The 17,458-nt window shown below is 69.4% G+C and carries 17 protein-coding genes; 5 read left to right on the forward strand and 12 right to left on the reverse strand.

Annotated elements, in window-relative coordinates:
- Positions 1-5: 5 nt before the first annotated feature.
- Positions 6-812 carry a glycosyltransferase gene (locus ACLF6J_RS06985; protein WP_134353098.1) on the reverse strand — a complete coding sequence of 269 codons (807 nt, stop codon included), beginning with the start codon at positions 810-812 and terminating at the stop codon, positions 6-8.
- A gap of 131 nt (positions 813-943) precedes the next feature.
- Between ACLF6J_RS06985 and ACLF6J_RS06990 the strand changes: the two genes are divergently transcribed.
- Positions 944-2,320 (forward strand): O-antigen ligase family protein, encoded by a 1,377-nt coding sequence (locus ACLF6J_RS06990; RefSeq protein WP_134353097.1) that lies wholly within the window; start codon positions 944-946, stop codon positions 2,318-2,320.
- A complete protein-coding gene (locus ACLF6J_RS06995; RefSeq protein WP_134353096.1) occupies positions 2,317-3,585 on the forward strand; it encodes a glycosyltransferase in 1,269 nt (422 codons plus the stop codon). Before ACLF6J_RS06990 ends, ACLF6J_RS06995 begins: the two co-directional genes overlap by 4 nt.
- Here ACLF6J_RS06995 and ACLF6J_RS07000 read toward each other — a convergent pair.
- Entirely contained in the window at positions 3,533-4,792 is a 1,260-nt protein-coding gene (locus tag ACLF6J_RS07000; protein ID WP_166804702.1) for a lipopolysaccharide biosynthesis protein, read from the reverse strand. The genes ACLF6J_RS06995 and ACLF6J_RS07000 overlap by 53 nt on opposite strands.
- Before the next feature lie 55 nt (positions 4,793-4,847).
- Between ACLF6J_RS07000 and ACLF6J_RS07005 the strand changes: the two genes are divergently transcribed.
- Positions 4,848-5,972: a hypothetical protein gene (locus ACLF6J_RS07005; RefSeq protein ID WP_134353094.1), complete on the forward strand. Its 1,125-nt coding sequence runs from the start codon at positions 4,848-4,850 to the stop codon at positions 5,970-5,972.
- On the opposite strand, the gene ACLF6J_RS07010 is transcribed toward ACLF6J_RS07005, so the two are convergent.
- From ACLF6J_RS07010 to ACLF6J_RS07035, 6 genes are all read right to left on the reverse strand, one after another.
- A complete protein-coding gene (locus ACLF6J_RS07010; protein WP_166804701.1) occupies positions 5,954-7,090 on the reverse strand; it encodes a glycosyltransferase family 4 protein in 1,137 nt (378 codons plus the stop codon). The two genes, ACLF6J_RS07005 and ACLF6J_RS07010, sit on opposite strands and share 19 nt — an antisense overlap.
- Positions 7,087-7,731 carry a NeuD/PglB/VioB family sugar acetyltransferase gene (locus tag ACLF6J_RS07015; RefSeq protein WP_166804700.1) on the reverse strand — a complete coding sequence of 215 codons (645 nt, stop codon included), beginning with the start codon at positions 7,729-7,731 and terminating at the stop codon, positions 7,087-7,089. The genes ACLF6J_RS07010 and ACLF6J_RS07015 overlap by 4 nt, the downstream gene beginning before the upstream one ends.
- Positions 7,724-8,344, reverse strand: a complete 621-nt coding sequence (locus tag ACLF6J_RS07020; protein ID WP_081996918.1) for a sugar transferase — start codon at positions 8,342-8,344, stop codon at positions 7,724-7,726. Before ACLF6J_RS07020 ends, ACLF6J_RS07015 begins: the two co-directional genes overlap by 8 nt.
- On the reverse strand, positions 8,341-9,471 hold the full coding sequence (locus ACLF6J_RS07025; protein ID WP_134353091.1) for a DegT/DnrJ/EryC1/StrS family aminotransferase: 1,131 nt from the start codon (positions 9,469-9,471) through the stop codon (positions 8,341-8,343). Before ACLF6J_RS07025 ends, ACLF6J_RS07020 begins: the two co-directional genes overlap by 4 nt.
- Positions 9,468-11,297, reverse strand: a complete 1,830-nt coding sequence (locus ACLF6J_RS07030) for a polysaccharide biosynthesis protein (RefSeq protein WP_134353090.1) — start codon at positions 11,295-11,297, stop codon at positions 9,468-9,470. The genes ACLF6J_RS07025 and ACLF6J_RS07030 overlap by 4 nt, the downstream gene beginning before the upstream one ends.
- Before the next feature lie 141 nt (positions 11,298-11,438).
- Complete coding sequence (locus ACLF6J_RS07035; protein WP_052193329.1) at positions 11,439-11,882, reverse strand: GtrA family protein; 444 nt, start codon at positions 11,880-11,882, stop codon at positions 11,439-11,441.
- Positions 11,883-11,936: 54 nt separating this feature from the next.
- Here ACLF6J_RS07035 and ACLF6J_RS07040 point away from each other — a divergent pair, with 54 nt between their 5' ends.
- Complete coding sequence (locus tag ACLF6J_RS07040; protein WP_134353089.1) at positions 11,937-12,722, forward strand: glycosyltransferase family 2 protein; 786 nt, start codon at positions 11,937-11,939, stop codon at positions 12,720-12,722.
- Positions 12,719-14,170 carry a hypothetical protein gene (locus ACLF6J_RS07045; RefSeq protein WP_134353088.1) on the forward strand — a complete coding sequence of 484 codons (1,452 nt, stop codon included), beginning with the start codon at positions 12,719-12,721 and terminating at the stop codon, positions 14,168-14,170. The genes ACLF6J_RS07040 and ACLF6J_RS07045 overlap by 4 nt, the downstream gene beginning before the upstream one ends.
- 78 nt (positions 14,171-14,248) lie before the next feature.
- On the opposite strand, the gene glmM is transcribed toward ACLF6J_RS07045, so the two are convergent.
- From glmM to ACLF6J_RS07065, 4 genes are all read right to left on the reverse strand, one after another.
- Positions 14,249-15,607 (reverse strand): phosphoglucosamine mutase, encoded by a 1,359-nt coding sequence (gene glmM, locus ACLF6J_RS07050; protein WP_047520846.1) that lies wholly within the window; start codon positions 15,605-15,607, stop codon positions 14,249-14,251.
- 14 nt (positions 15,608-15,621) lie between these two features.
- Entirely contained in the window at positions 15,622-16,107 is a 486-nt protein-coding gene (rpsI, locus tag ACLF6J_RS07055; RefSeq protein WP_017828210.1) for a 30S ribosomal protein S9, read from the reverse strand.
- 27 nt (positions 16,108-16,134) lie between these two features.
- On the reverse strand, positions 16,135-16,581 hold the full coding sequence (rplM, locus tag ACLF6J_RS07060) for a 50S ribosomal protein L13 (RefSeq protein ID WP_047520838.1): 447 nt from the start codon (positions 16,579-16,581) through the stop codon (positions 16,135-16,137).
- Positions 16,582-16,785: 204 nt separating this feature from the next.
- Positions 16,786-17,454, reverse strand: coding sequence for an endonuclease/exonuclease/phosphatase family protein (locus tag ACLF6J_RS07065; RefSeq protein WP_047520836.1), 669 nt, complete (start codon positions 17,452-17,454; stop codon positions 16,786-16,788).
- Between the last annotated feature and the right edge of the window lie 4 nt (positions 17,455-17,458).

Raw genomic sequence — 17,458 nt, forward strand, 5'->3', positions numbered from 1 at the left:
GCAGATCATGCCCGTGTGTGCATGCGCGCGCGCAACCATCGCACCATCGGGGTCGGCAGCACCCCGCTCACGACGGACTTGACGATACGCAGGTACTCGGCCGGACGGGCGCCGAGCCTCGGGTAGTAGTGCAACCGGACGCGGATCTCGTCCCCCCGGTTGCGGAGCCGGCGCTTCGCGAAGTCCGCCGCCTCGACCCGGTAGTGGTAGACGACCTCCGGGACGATGTACATGCGCTCACCGGCGAGCAGCATCTCGCACCACAGGGCCAGGTCTTCCGCACGGCGGTACTCGGGGTACCCGCCGACCGCGACGAGCGCCTCCGTGCGCATCATCGACGCCGCGTGGATGGGCGCGCCCCCGCGCATGAGCGAACGCCGTGTGACCTCCCCCGGTCGCCCGTGCACCAGTGCGGGTCCGTCCGTGGAGAACTCCACGGCCTGCCCCGACACCACCGCGTACTCGGGGTGCTCGGCGAGGAAGGAGTGGATGGTCTCGAGGTAGGTCGGCTCCACCGTGTCATCGGTGTCCATCCGTGCGATGAAACGACCCCGTGCCTGCGGCCAGCCGGCATTGAGCGCGGCGACGAATCCCCGGTTCTCCCCATAGCCGACGACACGGATCCGTTCGTCCGCGAACTCGGCGGCGATCGCCGGGACGTCGTTCCGGCCGCCGTCGTCCACGATGAGGAGCTCGAACCGCGTCTCCGTCTGCGTCAGGATCGATGCGATCGCGCCCCGCAAGAGGTCCGGGTCCGTGTTGTATTCGGCCATGAGAACCGTGATGAGAGGGGATTCGGACTCGTGCGGCACAGTGCGAGACTACCTGGGCGCGACGGGGCACACCCCGCGGGATTGGTATCGTGAACGACGCGTAGCGCATCCACGCGCACGACCCGCCTCGACCACGGTCACCGGCGGTCCGATCGGTGCAGGGGGTGGAGATGGCGACGGCCGTCAACGTGCCGCGTGCGGCGACGATCCCGCCACACACCCGCAGGCGTGCGGAACCGCGCCTGGGGCTGCTGCCACGCATCCTCGTCTTCCTCCTTCCGCTCGTCGCCGCGATGAACCCGGTGCTGCCGATCGTCGGGCCGGTCTCCCCGTTCCCGCTCGTCGGGGCGATGCTGTTCGTCGTCGGGGTCATGCACGTCCGCCCGGGGATGCCGGTCGGACCGGTGCGCACCGCTGCCTGGTTGTTCGCCGTCCCCCTGCTGCTCGTCAGCCTCCTCACCCTCCTGACCCGGTTCGGGGCCGCGTGGGCCCACAACGAGGCCGTGTCCGTGCTCTCCGGGCTGCTGGCCGTGCTCGGATTGTGCATGATCCGCCTCACCCGCGGAGTGCTCCGGCTCCTGATGAACGGGTGGCTCCTCACGTTCGCCGTGACGGGAGCGCTCGCCGTGCTGGAGTTCTTCACCGGCTTCCGCCTCGGTGTGAGCTATCTGGATGTGAATCCGCTCGCCTCCGACGTCGGCATCGTCTCGGTGTTCTTCAACCCGAACAACTATGCGGCGTTCCTCGCGCTGTCCCTTCCCATCCTGATCGTCGGACACGCACTCGCCCGCTCGAAGGGGCTGCGATCGGCCTACGTGCTCGCCCTCGTCGGCTCCGTCCCGCTCATGGTGGTGACGAACAGCCGATTCGGCTACGCGGCGATGCTCGTCTTCATCGCGGTGTGGCTGGTGCTGCGCTGGCGGAGGTTCGTCACCCGGGTGGTGGTCGCGCTGCTCGGATTCGGCGCCGTCCTCACGGTCTCGGTGTTCGCGAATCGCGTGGTCAGCGGCTACTGGGGCGACATCCAGTACTCCATCCCGGTCCTCGGGCTCACCATCCCTGTCGACGCCTCGCTCTACGCGCGCTGGAACCTCGCGCTGAACGGTCTGGACACCCTGGCCGTCGACCCGCTCTTCGGGGCCGGACCCGGTGGGTTCGAGATCCACGCGCAGGGGACCCCCGCGGTGCGTCAGACGTTCCGCATCATCAACCCGCACAACGGCGTGATCGAGCTCCTCTCCCAGTACGGCATCCTGATGCTCGTGCTCGCCGTCGTGCTGACGCTCTCGCTCTTCGTCGTCGGGTCCCGTCATCTCCGTCGCAGCGAGGCGGGGACGCCGGAGCGCGCGATGTCGTTCGCCCTCGTCTGCGGAGTGTTGATGCTGCCGCTGATCCTGCTGATGAACAGCTCGTACCTCGAGATCCTGCACACCTGGGCGGCTCTGGCCGTGTTCGTCGCGATCGGTGCGTATCTGAGCACCACATCGCCGACGGAACGGGATGCCACAGGGTCGCTTCCGGCAGACGCCGACGGGGCGCGCGCGTGACGCGGACGCTCCTGCTGCTCACCCACCAGTTCCCCCATGCCTGGGGCGACACGGCGTTCGTGCGCAATGAGATCGACGCCCTCGCCGCGCACTTCGACGAGGTGCGGATCGTGAGCTTCTGGGGCGACGGCGCCCCGCCGACGACGCTCCCCGCCGACACCGCCTACCTGGGGAGCATCGGGCGCATCACTCCCGGTCGCGCGCTGCGCGGCGCCCTCAGCCTGCGCCGCCTGGGTCGCCTGGTCACGGTCACCCGACAGGCGATCGGGGCGGGCCGGTTCCGGGCCAGGGCCGACGTGCGTGCGATGCTCACGGGGATGGCGATCGCCCGACGACTCGACGAACTCGGTGCACGCACACACCCGTCGGAACCGCTCACCGTGTACTCCTTCTGGGGCGTCGACATCGCGTACGCCCTCCCCTGGTTCACGACGGCGGAGGACACGGTCGCCGTGCGGGTGCACCGCTACGACCTCGACGATACGAGTGAGGGCTACCGCCCGCTGCGACCGGCCGTGCTCGCCGAGGCGGATCTGCTGCTGACGATCTCGGAAGCGGCCCGCGGGTATGCACGCGAGCACTATCGCGGCCTGATGGACCCCGCGCGCATCGAAGTGCGACGGCTGGGTGTCCCCGGCCCTTCAGCGCCTCCCGCCCGGCCCCGCACGCGGTCGACGGTGCGGGTCGTGAGCGCTTCCTCCGTCATCCCCCTGAAGCGCGCCGAGCTGATCCTCGACTCCGTGGCCGAACTCGCACGGCGGGGCCGGCGGGTGTCCTGGACCCACTTCGGCGACGGTCCGGGGTCGGCGGCGCTGCGCGCACGCGCCATCGACCTGCAGGGTGAGCTCCCCGACCTCGAGGTCGTGCTCGCGGGGCGGGTACCGGTCCAGCGGATCCTCGACCACCATCGCGACGCCGCCCCCGATGTGTTCCTGAACCTGAGCACCATCGAGGGGGTCCCGGTGAGCATCATGGAAGCAGCGGCGTGCGGCATCCCCGCCGTGGCGACCGATGTCGGTGCCACGGGCGAGATCGTCGGACGGGAGCGCGGCTCCGGCATCCTGGTTCCGCCGGACGCGACGGCCTCCGACGTCGCCGATGCCGTCGAACAGGTGCTCGCCGATCCGCAGGACTTCGATCCCCACCGGGTGTGGGCGGAACGGTTCGATGCGGAGCGCAACGCCGAGGAGACCGCGACCGCGATCGGCGCTCTCACGCCGGCGGCGCCTCGGAGCGCTTCGCGTCGAAACGCGTCGCCACGCTGAACGACAGTGCGATGAGCACCAGGAGCAGCACACTCATCGCGCCGCTCATCCACCACACCGCGGTGACCAGGTCGGCGCCGAGGAACCAGAGGATGGTCAGCGGCACCAGCATGTACACGATCCCGAACACGAGCATGGTCCCCTGTCGCCCCGTCACGATGAACAGGTTCGACAAGGGAGCGGTGGCGACGTTGAGATACAGCCACGGCGTCAGCGCCTGCACGATCGCGCCCGCCTCCTGCCACTGCGGGCCCAGGAACCACGGGACGATCGCGGGGGCGAGGAGCGCGAGCGCGGCGAACGGGACCGCGCCGATCAGCAGGGCGTTGCGCGTGACCGAGACGACGACACGACGGAGTTCACCGGGCAGGGCGCTCGCCATCCGCTGGTAGTACACCTGCGACACGGCACCCGCGATGAGTGCCATCGGCGACTGCGTGAGTTTCCAGGCCATCGAGAACTGTCCCAGTGCCGAGACGGAACCGGCTCCGATGATCAGGTTGATGCCGTTGAGGCGTACCGCGTCGATGAGCGCGTTCGGCGCGTTGAGCAGGGGCAGCTTCCGGTAGCGGTGCAGCAGGCTCAGCGTGCGCGCGCGGTCGGCCGGGACGTTCCGGCGCCGTGAATCGTCGAACACGAGGAGGATGGCGACGCCCGCGACCTGTCCGGCGAGGAAACCGACGATGAGCCCTTCCGCCCCCGGCAGAACGGTCACCCCGAGGGCGATCTGCACACCGGCGGCGACGACCGCCTGCACCACCCGCGACACGCTCTGCACGCGGTAGCGCCGGGTTCGTGTGAACCAGAAGTAGAGGATGGCGCTCTCCCCCGCCAGGAAGACGCTGCCACCGAGCAGCAGGATCCACCAGGGGGTCTCTCCCGACCGCACCAACATCACGGCGACGACCACGGTGATGAGGAAGGTCACCGCGGACAGGGCGAACGCGATCCGCGTCGAGGCCCGCTTCAGATGCACCGCGTCGTCGTCGCCCTCGGGGAGCACGATCGCGAACTCGTACCGCAGCGCGACGATCAGTCCGACCAGCGAGCTCACCGAGAGGAACAACGCGAGGATGCCGAACGCCTCCGGTGTGAAGATCCGGCTGATCACCGGCATCGTGGCGAGTCCGATCAGCTGGGCGAGGACACTGCCCGTGAGCAGCGTTCCGATACTGCGGACCGTGCCCGACCGAGTCTGTGCGCTCACGCCCTCCATTGTGGTGTATCCGGTCGTTCCGGACGTGCGCCGCTACGCTGTGAAGGTGACGGAACCCGCGGCGACACCTCCCCGGGTCGTCCTCGTCTACCTGCTCGACCTCCGATCGCACCGGCAGATCCTGGAGCGCACCGCCGCCCAGCTGACCGCGTTCCGGGATTCGGGTCTCGATGCCGTCGCCGTCTGCCTCGACCGCGGCCTCCCCGGCGAGTTCCCCTCCGCTGTCGAGGCGCTGCCCTCGCGGGGACCCCGGCTGCTGCGGGCGTTCCTCGACGCCCGCCGGCTGCGCACGCACCTTGAGAAGGAGCACCCCGCCGCCGTTGTCGTGCGCTACGGGTTCGCCTCACGCACACTGGTGCGCATCGCCCGCAGACTCCCGATGATCCTCGAGATCCACTCCGACGACACCCGCGAGCTCCCCTCCGGCCGCCTCGTGCGCGCCTATGCCGCCGTGAGCAACCGGCTGTACCGCTCTCGTCTCCTCCACGCGGTGCGAGGAGCGATGTTCGTCACCAGAGCGCTCGTCAGCCTGCCCGTCTTCGCGGAGATCACCGGCCCGCGAGCCGTGATCCCGAACGGCATCGTGCTTCCGGCCCACGCCCTCCCCGTGCCGCAGAACGATCGCCCGGTCGTCGGGTACTCCGTGGGCTACGCCGCCCCCTGGCAGGGCCTCGACCGTTTGGCCGCCCTCGCCGACGCCCTCCCGGAGTTCACGTTCCGACTCGTGGCTCCGGCGCCGGTGATCGCCGAGGCAGTGCGCGACAGCAGGGTCGAGATCATCATCGCCGAAGACACCGCGAGCTACCGCGCAGCCGTCGCCGGGTTCGACGTCGCCCTGGGCGGCCTCGCGCTCGACCGCAAGGGGATCGAGGTGGCATCGGCGCTCAAGGTGCGCGAGAGCGTCTCGCTCGGCATCCCCACGCTGCTCTTCTCCCGCGACGAGGACCTGGAGGGGATCGACTCGGCGACGCTGACGACGGTCGCCCGTGGTGCGTGGACCGCCACGGAGGTCGCTCCGACGGTACGGGAGTTCGTGCGCGGTGCGGTCGGCGCGCGCATCCCGGACACGGTACGGCAGCTGGTCGATGTCCGGACCAAGGCGGAGCGATACGCGGCCCTGGTGCACGAGGTCCTCGCCGACGGTGAGAGGACTCAGCCCGCCCACCGCTGAGAGTGCTGTGCCCACACGGTCTCGGGGGCGAACTCCGCGACCGCGCGATCCCGTGCGGCCGCACCGAGCTTCCTCCGCCGCTCGCCGTCCTGCAGCAGCGTGATCAACGCGTCGGCGAGCGCGCCCGCATCCCCGACCGGGGTGATCATCCCGGTGACGTCATCGATCACCGCATCCACGCAGCCGGTCGCATCCGAGACGATCGCCGGGACCTCCATCGCCGCCGCTTCGAGCACCACGTTCGGGAACCCCTCGCGTCGGCTCGGCAGCACGAGCACATCCAGCGCCCTCAGAAGTGGGCGCACGTCGGCGGCGAAGCCGGTGGTGTGCACCGGGATACGCGTGTCGGCGGCGGCGGCGAGCGCGTCCGGAGCCGCTCCCTCGTCCCCGCCCACGAGGAGCAGCGGAGCCGCCAGGCCCCTGTCCGCACAGATCCGCAACGCGGCGAGCAGTGTGTCGATCCCCTTGTCCGGGTGCAGGCGACCCACGAAGCCGACCACCGGTCCCGGCGCACTCCCCACCCACTCGGCGACGTCCCGATCGAGCGCGGGGACATCGGCTCGGGGCGAGAAGTGCACGGCGTCGACGCCGTGCGACGACCCCGCTCCGAGGACGGTGACCTCGCGTGCACCGTTCAGTCCCAGTTCGCCCACCCGGTCGGCCAGACTTCGGCTGTTGGCGATCACCTCGGTGGAGAGGCGCATCGTGAGCGATTCGAGCGCTGCGAAGACCCGACGCCCCAGACCGGACGCCGTCTCCATCCGCAGCCCCCACACCTCGTAGACCCGGCGCGGTACCCCCGCGGCGCGGCCGCCGAGCGCTCCGAGGAGCGCGGCCTTCGGCGTCGCGTACACGAGCACGTCTGGACGCAACCGCCGGAGCAGACGCCACACCTGCCGCAGGGCGCGAAGGTCTGCCAGCGGTGAGGGTTCGCGCGTCATCTCGAGCGGCTCGAACGCGACACCGGCCTCGTGCGCCAGCTCGACCGCACCGGGGCCGTCGCTGCACACGAGCGTCACTTCCCACCCTGCCTCCCGCAGGAACCGGAGGTACCCCCGGAGGAAGGTGGTCGCGGTCAACGAGCTCGTGACCATCACGCACAGGCGCTGAGCTGTCATCGAGCGGGCACACCTTTGACGACCACACCGTCGGACACGTCGCGGGTGACGCATGCCGCCGCCCCGATCACCGCGTCCGCGCCGACGCGAAGCCCCTGAAGCACGACCGCACCGGCGCCGACGAGCGTGCGCTCGGACACCCGCACCTCCCCGGAAAGGACGGCACCGGGATTGACCGAGACGTCGTCCTCGAGCACGGTGTCATGCCCGACGATCGCCCCGGGATTGAGATGCACCCGCCGGCCGAGACGGACGTTCGTGGAGACCTGCACGCCCGCGCACACGACGGATCCGACGCCCACCGTCACCTCCGAGCCCAGGACGGCCCGAGGGTGCACCAGGGTCGCGGATGTCGCGCCCGTCGCCTCGAGGTGCGCGGCGACGCGGGCGCGCACGGCGGGGGCTCCGATCGCGACGACGACGAAGGCCGTCGACAGCACGCGCTCTGCGGCGTCGACACCGCCGAGGTGGCGGTAGCCGCGCGCGGCGAGTCGTTCGAGGTGTGTCGCGGCGGGGGCGTCGTCCACCACCCCGAGGACTCGCCAGCGAGGTGCGCCCGCGTCGGCGTTGACGGCCTCGATCACGTCGAGCGTCTCGCGCCCGAATCCTCCTGCGCCGATCACGACGATGTCGTCAGCCACCGTCTTCACCGAACCTCGACATCGTCGCGTGTCCTTCCGCGGAGATCCCGTCCCGCCTGACCACCGATCCGATCGTCGCGATCACGATCCGCAGATCCAGGCCCAGGCTGCGCCGGTCGACGTAGCGGACGTCCAGTGCGAACTTATCGTCCCAGGAGATCGTGTTGCGACCGTTGACCTGGGCGAGGCCCGTGATGCCCGGACGCACCTCGTGCCTTCTGGCCTGCTCGGGGGTGTACCGGTCGAGGTACTCCACCAGGAGCGGGCGCGGACCGACCACGCTCATGTCGCCGCGCAGGACGTTCCACAGGCTCGGAAGCTCGTCCAGGCTCGTCGCGCGCAGCCGGACGCCGAACGGGGTGAGCCGGTCGGCGTCGCTGACCCGTCCGCTGCGCGCATCGACCGCGCGCATCGAGCGGAACTTGTACAGCGTGAAGACCCTCCCGTCGCGGCCGGGGCGCGGCTGGGCGAAGAGGACCGGACTCCCCAGCCGGAGCACGACGAGGATCGCGATCACGAGGATCACGGGCGACAGCACCACCAGTGCGATCGCGGAGGCGACGATGTCGAGTCCTCGCTTCACCAGGTCGTACGGCCGTCGGCGAGGGCTCATGCGGCGACGAAGCGACGGATCGCGTCCAGCACACGCGTCCGCTGCGCGGAGGTCAGGGCCGAGCCGCTCGGCAGCGTCAGCCCGCGGGCGAAAAGCGACTCCGAGGCTCCCGAGATCGCGCCTCTCGCCCCGGCGAAGACCGGCTGGAGATGCATGGGCTTCCACAGGGGTCGGCTCTCGATGTCGTCGGCCGCGAGTGCCGCGGAGAGCTCCGACGGCTGCCACCCCGTCGAGGCGGGGTCGATGAGGATCGAGGTGAGCCAGACGTTGTCGTCTTCGTCCCCCTCCGCTCCGAAGACCTCGACGCCGTCCACCTCGGCGAAAAGCGACGCATAGAGCGCACGCATCTCACGGCGGCGGGCGATCATCTCGTCCAGTCGTCGCAACTGGGCGCGTCCGAGGGCCGCGAGCAGGTTGCTCATGCGGTAGTTGTAGCCGATGTCGGTGTGCTCGTAATGGACGACCGGCTGGCGCGCCTGCGTGGCGAGGTAGCGCGTGTGGGCGGCGATGGCCGGGTCGTCGGTGAGGAGCATGCCTCCGCCCGAGGTGGTCATGATCTTGTTGCCGTTGAACGACACGATCGACGCACGACCGAAACTCCCCGCCGCACGGCCCCGATGGCGGGCCCCGAGCGACTCGGCCGCATCGGCGAGCACCGGCACGTCGAACTCGTCGGCAGCTTCGAGGATCGCCGTGTAGTCGACGGTCTTGCCCAACAGGTCGACGGGAACGATCGCGACGACCCGTTCACCCGCGGCGTGCAGACTCCGCAACGCCTCGCGCAACAGCGCGACGTCCATGTTCCCGGTGGCCGGGTCCGCGTCGATGAAGTACGGCTCCGCGCCCGTGTAGACGATCGCGTTGGTCGTCGCGGCGAAGGTCATGGTCGAGGTCACGACGACGTCACCGGGGCCCGCTCCGAGCGCGAGCAGCCCGAGGTGGAGCGCCGCCGTCCCCGAGCTGAGGGCGACACCGTGCGCGACGCCGACGCGTTCGGCCATCTCGACCTCGAAGGCATCGACATCGGGACCCAGCGGGGCGATCCATCCCGACCGCAGCGCCGCGAGGACCGCTTCTTCCTCCGCCTCGCCGACGTCGGGCGACGACATGTGGATGCGATCGCTCATGTGTCGAGGACCTTCCCCAGGCTCCCGGGATGCACGGTCACCCTGTCGTCGTCGCGCGGCTGCGCGGACATACGACTCAGCCAGCCCTCCTTGTCGAGGTCATCGGGAGCGACCGCATCCGCACGCGTATGGGCGACCTTCTCGTGGAAGGGGCGCTCGAGATCCTCGCGCACGCCCACGAGCTCCTCATGCAGCTTCTCGCCGCGGCGGAGGCCGGTGAACACGATCTCGATCGCCTTTCCCGACATCGCGATCATCCGCTTGGCGACATCGAGGATCCGGACCGGTTCCCCCATGTCGAGGATGAGGACCTCGCCGGGCCGTCCGATGCCACCCGCTTGGATCACGAGTTGACAGGCCTCAGGGATCGTCATGAAGTAGCGCGTGACGTCCGGGTGGGTGACCGTGACGGGGCCTCCGGCATCGATCAAGGACCGGAATGTGGGCAGCATCGAGCCACGGCTGCCGATCACATTGCCGAACCGCACCGAGAGGTACCGCATCCCGGTCTGCTCGCCGGCCCACGCGGTGAGCTTCTCGGCCACGCGCTTGGAGTGCCCGAGCACGCTGGTCGGGTTCGCCGCCTTGTCGGTCGAGATGTTGATGAAGGTGCTCACTCCCGCCTCGCGTGCGGCGTCGAGCACGTTGAGCGTGCCGATGACGTTGGTCTTCCAGGCTTCGTCCGGATACTGCTCGAGCATGGGCAGATGCTTGAGCGCGGCGGCGTGGAAGATCACCTCGGGCTGGCGGTCGCGGAAGATCTCGAAGAGGGCCGCGCTGTCGCGGATGTCGGCGAGCACCACGTCTCTGGTGTCGAGCAGGCCGTGGCCCGCCGTTCCGAGCTGGGCCATCTGCAGGCCGGTCTCGTCGCGGTCGAGCATCATCAGCTCGCTCGGCCCGTACTTGGCGAGTTGGCGGCACAGCTCCGAGCCGATCGATCCGCCGGCGCCGGTGACCAGAACGCGGCGCCCTGTGATGTACCCGGCGATCAACTCGACATTCGTGTCGACGGGATGGCGCCCGATCAGGTCCTCGATGCTGATGTCGCGCACGTCCCCGGGCGATTCCTCGCCGCTCACCATGCTGCTCAGCGTCGGTGTCACGACGACTCTGAGGCCCGCCGCCTCCGCATCGTCCGTCAGTCGCCGCAGCAGCGCCGCATCCGCGCGTCCGATCGCGATGACGAGGACCTTCGCTCCCGTGCGCGCCGCGATCTCCTCGATCTGATCGGTGCGGCCGAGCACCGGGACGCCCCGTAGCCGGAGGTGCCGTTTGCCCGGATCGTCGTCGAGGATCCCGACCGGCCGGATGGGCGAGGACGGGTCGGTGGTGACGTTGTGCAGAAGTGTGTCCGCGACGTGGCCGGCACCGATGACGACCGCAGGATCCGCGGCGTCGTCCGGCTTGCGCGACCGTTCGATGAACAGGCGGGCCGCATAACGCACGCCGAACATCAGCAGGAGCACGAAGGGGAAGGCGAGCAGGACGGTCCCCCGGGGGACACCGATGAAGGGCCCCAGGATGATGACCGCCACCGCGAGCACCAGCGCCAGCACGCTCACCGCGGCGGCGAGATTGCGCACCTCCTCGAACGACCCGTAGGTGAAGCGCCCGAGGTAGAAACGCAGGGAGAACCCGATGCCCACCTGGATCGCCGCCGCCGTCAACGCGAGGACGACCGTGGATGCCCATCCCGCCAGCGTCGGCTCGAACTCGAATCGCAGCACGACGGCGGCGAGGATGCCCACGATCCAGGCTCCTGCGTCGACCGTCGCGGCCAGTGCACGTCGGCGCCGTGGCGCGAGTGCGATCGTCTTCTCCGACATCCCCCTGTGTCAGCCCTCCCTGAAATAGGTCTCTCGGACGTCGGCCTCCCCGCCTCCGCCCGAGTGATCGTCCTCATCCTGGCATATCGACGACGTCATCGCCGTCGCGCGCGCGCCGGCGCCGCGGTCACGGAGTGATCGTCACGGCTTCGGGGACGCCCGGAAGACGATGCCGTGATAAAGCACGAAGCGCAGCAGAACCACGATCACGATGCTCGTCAGGTTCACGAGGTTGACCGCGACAGCGCCCGGCTCTCGTCCGAGAATCGCCTCCACGCCTTCGACCCCCACCCAGACGAGAACAGCGCCCAGGGCGGTGCAGACGGCGTTCGTGGCGAGGAACAACACGACCTCCGCGGTCCTCCCCCGCCGATCACGGTGCCGGAAGGTCCACTCCCGGTTGCCGATGTAGGCGTTGACGAGCGCGACCAGTGAAGCCACGATCTTCGCGGCGACGACATCCCAGCCCCACACGAACACGAGAAGGTTGAAGACCCCCACCTCGATGAGAGTGCTCAGCGCGCCCACGACCAGGAACCGGCTGCCGACGCCGGCGAGCCGACGCAGTCGGGTGGGAAGATCCATAGCTCAACTAGGCTACTTCCTGATCCCCGCGCAACCCGCCACCCCAAGGACCCCGTGACCCTCCGCCACCTCGCCGTCGTCATGCCCGCCTACAACGAGGCCGAAGGCATCCGCGACTTCATCGACGAGATCCGCGACTCCGTGTCTCCGGTGGTCGACCGCGTGACGTTCCATATCGCGGACGACCGCTCGACCGATGGGACCGCCACCGTGTTCGACGACGTCGAGGACGTCGCGGTCGAGGTGCAGCCCCTCAACCGCGGGCACGGTCCGACCGCACTCGCGGCCTATCGCGCCGGGCTTGCAGTGGAGCCCGATGTGCTCGTGCACGTGGACGGCGACGGGCAGTTCCACGGCCGCGATTTCCCCCGGCTGCTCGCCGCGCTCGACGCCGAGAACGCCGATGTCGTCCACGGCGTCCGCGACGGGCGCACGGACCCCTGGTACCGCAAGGTGCTCACGGGAGCCGTCGGTCTTCTGATCGCGCTGGCCGCCGGGCGCCGGATCCCGGATGTGAACACCCCGCTGCGGGCGTACCGCACGCCAGCCCTGCGGGCCCTGGTCGAGGCCACCCCAGCGGATGCATCGGTGCCGCACGTGCACTTCTCTCTGGCCGAGGCCCGCGCGGGGTTCACGGTGCGCTACCTTCGAGTCGACAGCATCCCCCGCCGCGGCGCTTCCGCCACCGGCACGATGTGGGGACGCGGGAGCACCGTCGCCCTCCCCCCGAAGCGCCTGCGCCTTTTCGTCCGCACCGCCCTCGTCGAAGCGTGGGAACTCTCCCTGCGGCCGTCCGCTCCGCTGCGCAGCATCCACCGACCGGAGACCGTCGCGCGATGACCCGCGCACGCACGATCGTGTTCTGGGTGGCCGCGGCCGCCTTGCTGATCGGGCACGTCATCGTCGCCTGGCACAGTCTCGTGGTGTGGCCGTTCTGGGAGGATGAGGCCTTCAACCTCACCGTCCCCCGCAATCTGCTCGACGGGCTCGGATACGCCAGTGACGGCGCGCTCTCCGGCTCGACCATGACTCCGTTCGACCCGCGCATCTCCACGGGACCGGTCGTGCTCCTCCCGGTCGCTGCACTCCTCGCGACCGGGATCGATCCGGTGCTGGCCTCCCGGCTCGTCCCGCTGGGCTTCTGGATCGCGCTGCTCCTGGGTCTCGCGGTGCTCGGGCGACGCATCGGCGGTCGCTGGGCCGCGCTGCTCGCCGTGGCCGTGCCCCTCGCCTTCACCGCCGACGCCGGAATCTCCCCGATCCAGGGGCCGGCCGACCTCCTCGGCGAGATCCCCGCGGCGGCCCTGATCGTCTGGGCGCTCCTCGTGCTCCCCCGCCGGGCGTGGCTGGCCGGTCTCTTCATCGGGCTGGCGATCCAGACGAAGCTCATCGCGATCCTCGTCCTCCCGGCCTTCGCCGTCGCCCTGTGGGTGCTCTCGGACGGCGCAGGGTGGGCACGGGTTCGCGAGACGCTGCGGCGATCGTGGCTGCCGCTGCTGCTGGTCGCCGTACCGACACTGCTCGTCGAACTGGCGGCCCTGGTCTCGCTCGGCTTCTCGGGTTACGTGAAGCACCTGCGCGACCTCGCCTACTTCATCCGGAGCGGCGGCCAGGACGACGCGGCGACCACGGTGCTGCAGAAGCTCGACACCCTCGCCGGCTCCTGGTCCCTGCCTCCGGCACTCGCCGTGCTCGGTGCCCTCCTGGCCGTCGCCCTCGCCGTGGTCGGCATCGTGCGGCGGTGGCGCACCGCGACGGAGACCGAGCGCCTGGTGATCGCGTACGCCCTCGCGGCGCTCGTCGGCGCACTCGCCTTCATCGGCTGGTGGGCGACGGCGTCGCGGCTGCCGCTGTGGGTGCGGCACCCCGCCCCCGCCGTCTATGCGTTCTTCCCGATCCTCGCTGCCGTCGCCGTCTGGTCTGTCGCGCGACTCCCCCGACGCGGCGTCCTGCGCATCATCGGTGTCGTCGCCGCGTCGCTCCTGGCCGCCGTCGTCGCCGGAGGCGCTGCCGTGCACGTCGCGTCGTCGTTCGCGCCTCGGGCGCTCACCCTGGAGCGTCAGCGAGCCGCCGTCGTTCCGCTGACCGCCTGGGTCACCGACAACGACGTCGAGTGGCTCGCCGCGGATCCGTGGGGCGCAGCCGTCCCACCCATCGTGCTCACCGGCGCGCATGTCGGCCTCTTCGATGCACCGGCGATGGCAGGCGTTCCCCGGCTCACAAGTCTCACGTGCACGACCGAGACGCTCGTCGACAGCGACCTCTACCGGATCTGCGCGGCCCCCTAGAGAAGGGGTCTTCACGGTGAACGAAGAACCGGTCGGGCGCTGTATCAGCGACCGACCGGTTCCGAAGGATAACGGGCCTCAGAGCGCGAGACGCTCCTGGACGACCTCCGCGAGGCGTCCTGCGTAGGCGTGCACCGACTCGGCGTCGGCCGCCTCCACCATGACGCGGACGAGCGGCTCGGTGCCGGACTTGCGCAGCAGCACGCGGCCGGTGTCTCCCAGCTCGGTCTCGATGTCGCGCACGGCCTGCTGCACGACCTCGTCTTCGGAGACGCGGTCCTTGTCGACGTCGCGCACGTTGATGAGCACCTGCGGGTAGACGGTCATCACCGAGGCGAGCTCGGCGATCGTCTTCTTCTGCCGCGCCATCTCCGCGACGAGGTGAAGACCCGTGAGGATGCCGTCCCCCGTGGTCGCATACTCGCTCATGATGACATGGCCCGACTGCTCGCCACCGAGGGCGTACCCGCCCTCGTTCATGTCCTCGAGCACGTACCGGTCGCCGACAGCGGTCTGCCGGATCGTGATCCCGTGCTCGCGCATCGCGACGTGGAGTCCGAGGTTGCTCATCACGGTCGCGACGAGGGTGTCGTCGGTGAGGTGGCCGCGCTCCTTCATCGACACCGCGAGGATCGCCATGATCTGGTCTCCGTCGATGACCTTGCCTTCGGCGTCGACGGCCAGGCATCGGTCGGCGTCGCCGTCGTGGGCGATGCCGATGTCGGCTCCCAGACGCACGACGGCCTCGGCGAGGTTGTCGAGGTGGGTCGAACCGACCCCGTCGTTGATGTTCCAGCCGTCAGGGTCCGCTCCGATGACGGTGACTTCGGCACCCGCATCGCGGAACGTCTCCGGCGACACACCGGAGGCCGCGCCGTGGGCGCAGTCGAGCACGACGTGGATGCCGTTCAGACGGTTCGGCAGTGAGCCGAGAAGGTGCACGACGTAGCGGTCCTCAGCATCGGAGAACCGGTCGATCCGACCGACGCCGGCACCGGTGGGACGCAGCATCTCCCCGTGCATGGCCTCTTCGATGCGCTGCTCGACCACGTCGGGGAGCTTGCGTCCGCCTCTGGCGAAGATCTTGATGCCGTTGTCGGGGGCCGCGTTGTGCGACGCCGAGATCATGACGCCGAAGTCGGCATCACGGTCGGCCACCAGGAACGCGAGCGCCGGCGTGGGGATGACCCCTGCTTCGAGCACATCGACGCCCGAGGAGGCGAGACCTGCGGAGACGGCCGCGGTCAGAAAGTGTCCGGAGACCCGGGGGTCCCGGGCGACAACTGCGGTGAGTCGCTTGCCCTCGGCCTTGCGAGCCTCCGCAGTACGGCCCTGGCCCAGGACGACAGCAGTCGCCTGGGCCAGGGTGAGCGCCAGGTCGGCGGTGAGGATGCCATTGGCGAGTCCTCGCACGCCGTCCGTGCCAAAGATCGGCATCGGAGCAGTGGACCTTAACGCTTCGAGTACTGAGGCGCCTTGCGGGCCTTCTTGAGTCCAGCCTTCTTGCGCTCCTTGACGCGAGCGTCACGGGAGAGGAAGCCGGCCTTCTTCAGGGTCGGACGGTTGTTCTCCTCGTCGATGCCGTTCAGCGAACGGGCGATGCCGAGGCGGAGTGCGCCGGCCTGACCCGAGGGGCCACCACCGGAGATACGAGCGATGACGTCGTATGCGCCGGCGAGGTTCAGCACCGTGAACGGGTCATTGATCAGCTGCTGGTGCAGCTTGTTCGGGAAGTAGTCCTCGATCGTGCGGCCGTTGACCGTGATCGTGCCCGAGCCGGGGACGATGCGCACGCGGGCGATGGCCTGCTTGCGACGGCCGACAGCGGCACCGGGGACGCTGAGGACGGGGCGGGGAGCCGCCTCGACCACGTCGGTCTCCGGAGTCGACGTCGAGAAGTTCTGGGGGGTTTCGGTGGTGTCCTGGATGTCAGCCACGAGTATGTCCTTAAGTCTTTACGGCGCTTACTGGGCGACCTGGTCGAGGGTGTACGGCGTCGGCTGCTGCGCGGCGTGCGGGTGCTCTGCACCGACGTACACCTTGAGCTTGGACAGCTGCTGGCGGCCGATGCTGTTCTTCGGGAGCATGCCACGGATGGCCTTCTCCACGGCACGGACCGGGTTCTTCTCGAGGAGCTCGGCGTAGGTGACCGACTTCAGACCACCCGGGTAGCCGGAGTGACGGTAAGCCAGCTTCTTCTGGAGCTTCTGACCGGTGAGCGCGACCTTCTCCGCGTTCACGATGATGACGAAGTCACCCGAGTCGATGTGGTTGGCGAAGGTCGGCTTGTGCTTGCCACGGAGGAGAGTGGCGGCGTGCGAGGCGAGGCGGCCGAGAACGACGTCGGTGGCGTCGATGACGACCCAATCGCGCTGGACTTCGCCAGCCTTGGGAGTGTAAGTGCGCGTCACGATAGTGCTGCTTTCTTGTGTCGAACGGAGAAGTTCGTGAATCCCACTCCGGGGTGGTTCGTCCTCTCCGGCTCATCGAGCGGGGAGAGAGGGGAACACGCCAGTGGAGGGCTCACGTTCGGACGATGCCCTCTCCCGCACGCGGGTAAAGGCACCAAAGGGAAATCATACGCCACCTGGTGCGGTATGCCCAAACCGCACTGCTCAGTCGGGCTTGACCGTCACGAGGATCGGCCGATGATCGCTCGCGCCCTGGGGCAGGGTCGTGATGCGTTCGATCTCGAACCCGGCCGACGTCGCGAAGTCGTAGTGCCCGCGGAACACCCGATAGCGCGTGTAGGTGTGGTCGTCACTCAGCGACAGGGCATAGCCGTGGTTGCGGACGGCCTGTCCGAGGTTCTCCTTGAAGATCGGGTAGTTGTAGTCGCCGACCATCAGCTGGGGCAGCCCTTCACCGAGCGCCGCGAGCTCGGTGAGCGCGGCACGGATCTGGTGACGACGCAACGAGTTCAACGCGGTCAGCGGTGCCGCGTGGAAGGAGGCCACGATGAAGTCCCGGCCGTCGTCGATGTCGCGCAGTCGCGCACCGAGCACGCGTTCGTGGGCGGGCTTGGCGATCCGGTCATGCAGCGACTTCTTCAGCCCGAGCGTGCGGATGGACTGCAGGTGGTACGAACTCGACCGATAGAACAGGGCGAGGCCGAGGCGGTTGCCCTGTGTGGCGTCGGCGAGTTCGAGATCGCCGATCCGCGCGGGAAGCTCGGGGACATCGCACTCCTGGAGGCAGAGGATGTCGGGGTCGTGCTCGCGGACCAGCGCCGCGAGTTCGCCCGCGGCCCGATGCTTCTGGAGGTTGTACGAGATGACCTTCATGACC

This window comes from Microbacterium sp. IO18 (assembly GCF_049099505.1).
In the GTDB taxonomy this organism is placed as follows: domain Bacteria; phylum Actinomycetota; class Actinomycetes; order Actinomycetales; family Microbacteriaceae; genus Microbacterium; species Microbacterium aurugineum.

Coding starts and splice junctions, on each gene's coding strand:
- ACLF6J_RS06990 (WP_134353097.1), top strand. CDS start 944: ATGGCGACGGCCGTCAACGTGCCGCGTGCGGCGACGATCCCGCCACAC.
- ACLF6J_RS07010 (WP_166804701.1), bottom strand. CDS start 7,090: ATGACAGCTCAGCGCCTGTGCGTGATGGTCACGAGCTCGTTGACCGCG.
- ACLF6J_RS07020 (WP_081996918.1), bottom strand. CDS start 8,344: ATGAGCCCTCGCCGACGGCCGTACGACCTGGTGAAGCGAGGACTCGAC.
- ACLF6J_RS07025 (WP_134353091.1), bottom strand. CDS start 9,471: ATGAGCGATCGCATCCACATGTCGTCGCCCGACGTCGGCGAGGCGGAG.
- ACLF6J_RS07030 (WP_134353090.1), bottom strand. CDS start 11,297: ATGTCGGAGAAGACGATCGCACTCGCGCCACGGCGCCGACGTGCACTG.
- ACLF6J_RS07035 (WP_052193329.1), bottom strand. CDS start 11,882: ATGGATCTTCCCACCCGACTGCGTCGGCTCGCCGGCGTCGGCAGCCGG.
- ACLF6J_RS07045 (WP_134353088.1), top strand. CDS start 12,719: ATGACCCGCGCACGCACGATCGTGTTCTGGGTGGCCGCGGCCGCCTTG.
- glmM (WP_047520846.1), bottom strand. CDS start 15,607: ATGCCGATCTTTGGCACGGACGGCGTGCGAGGACTCGCCAATGGCATC.
- ACLF6J_RS07065 (WP_047520836.1), bottom strand. CDS start 17,454: ATGAAGGTCATCTCGTACAACCTCCAGAAGCATCGGGCCGCGGGCGAA.